This is a genomic window from Mycobacterium sp. OAE908 (genome assembly GCF_017872775.1).
Classification (GTDB): Bacteria; Actinomycetota; Actinomycetes; order Mycobacteriales; family Mycobacteriaceae; genus Mycobacterium.
In genome coordinates this window covers 1-2011 of sequence record NZ_JAGGJL010000006.1, presented here as the reverse complement: position 1 = coordinate 2011, position 2011 = coordinate 1, and the positions used below count along the sequence as shown (strand labels likewise).

Sequence of the window (2011 nt, the reverse complement as noted above, 5' to 3'; positions counted from 1 at the left end):
CTGCTAGATGCTCGCAACCACTATCCACAAATCAAACACCACACCCCACCACCAAAGCAGGGCGACAACCAGTCCTATCCCCGGTTTCCCACACTCGGGACGAAGAGATAGCGGGCTTGTTGTCTCAAAGCCCAATAGTGTGTCTGGCGATTCCCTCACCGCAAATCCAACCGAAGCTGAATCCCGTTGCGGCTCAACGTTTGTCGTGCACCAGAACCACACCCACTACAGGTGCGGCCCATCCATCGAATCGCCCAAGACGCGGTGATCCGCAATATGCGGGCCGGCTTGAGTCTCGTGGTGCTCCTTAGAAAGGAGGTGATCCAGCCGCACCTTCCGGTACGGCTACCTTGTTACGACTTCGTCCCAATCGCCGATCCCACCTTCGACGGCTCCCTCCCACAAGGGGTTAGGCCACCGGCTTCGGGTGTTACCGACTTTCATGACGTGACGGGCGGTGTGTACAAGGCCCGGGAACGTATTCACCGCAGCGTTGCTGATCTGCGATTACTAGCGACTCCGACTTCACGGGGTCGAGTTGCAGACCCCGATCCGAACTGAGACCGGCTTTGAAAGGATTCGCTCCACCTCACGGCATCGCAGCCCTTTGTACCGGCCATTGTAGCATGTGTGAAGCCCTGGACATAAGGGGCATGATGACTTGACGTCATCCCCACCTTCCTCCGAGTTGACCCCGGCAGTCTCTCACGAGTCCCCGCCATAACGCGCTGGCAACATGAGACAAGGGTTGCGCTCGTTGCGGGACTTAACCCAACATCTCACGACACGAGCTGACGACAGCCATGCACCACCTGCACACAGGCCACAAGGGAACTGATATCTCTACCAGCGTCCTGTGCATGTCAAACCCAGGTAAGGTTCTTCGCGTTGCATCGAATTAATCCACATGCTCCGCCGCTTGTGCGGGCCCCCGTCAATTTCTTTGAGTTTTAGCCTTGCGGCCGTACTCCCCAGGCGGGGTACTTAATGCGTTAGCTACGGCACGGATCCCAAGGAAGGAAACCCACACCTAGTACCCACCGTTTACGGCGTGGACTACCAGGGTATCTAATCCTGTTCGCTCCCCACGCTTTCGCTCCTCAGCGTCAGTTACTGCCCAGAGACCCGCCTTCGCCACCGGTGTTCCTCCTGATATCTGCGCATTCCACCGCTACACCAGGAATTCCAGTCTCCCCTGCAGTACTCCAGTCTGCCCGTATCGCCCGCACGCCCACAGTTGAGCTGTGAGTTTTCACGGACAACGCGACAAACCACCTACGAGCTCTTTACGCCCAGTAATTCCGGACAACGCTCGGACCCTACGTATTACCGCGGCTGCTGGCACGTAGTTGGCCGGTCCTTCTTCTGCATCTACCGTCACTTGCGCTTCGTCGATGCTGAAAGAGGTTTACAACCCGAAGGCCGTCATCCCTCACGCGGCGTCGCTGCATCAGGCTTGCGCCCATTGTGCAATATTCCCCACTGCTGCCTCCCGTAGGAGTCTGGGCCGTATCTCAGTCCCAGTGTGGCCGGTCACCCTCTCAGGCCGGCTACCCGTCGTCGCCTTGGTAGGCCATCACCCCACCAACAAGCTGATAGGCCGCGGGCCCATCCCACACCGCAAAAGCTTTCCCTCACCAGGTCATGCAACCAGCAAGGTGTATTCGGTATTAGACCCAGTTTCCCAGGCTTATCCCAAAGTGCAGGGCAGATCACCCACGTGTTACTCACCCGTTCGCCACTCGAGCACCCCCGAAAGGGCCTTTCCGTTCGACTTGCATGTGTTAAGCACGCCGCCAGCGTTCGTCCTGAGCCAGAATCAAACTCTCCAAACAAAAACAACCCACCAACAGGCAGGTGAATTCGAATCAGAACAAGCCTGACCTAACAAACAAAGACACCAAAACTGGCATCAAAAAACCACCCCCCAAACGGGAAAAGAAGGGCGGCAAAAACAACAACAAACAAAAACCACCAAACACACTATTGAGTTCTCAAACAACACACCCGC

The 2011-nt window shown here is 56.7% G+C and carries 2 rRNA genes (1 of these 2 cut by a window edge); both read right to left on the bottom strand.

Going from position 1 to position 2011, the window contains the following annotated elements:
• Positions 1-227, bottom strand: a 23S ribosomal RNA gene (locus J3E61_RS34330); it reaches 2790 nt to the left of the window's first position.
• 84 nt (positions 228-311) lie between these two features.
• Positions 312-1835 (bottom strand): 16S ribosomal RNA (locus tag J3E61_RS34325).
• Together the 16S and 23S rRNA genes form the textbook arrangement of a ribosomal RNA operon.
• Positions 1836-2011: the final 176 nt, after the last annotated feature.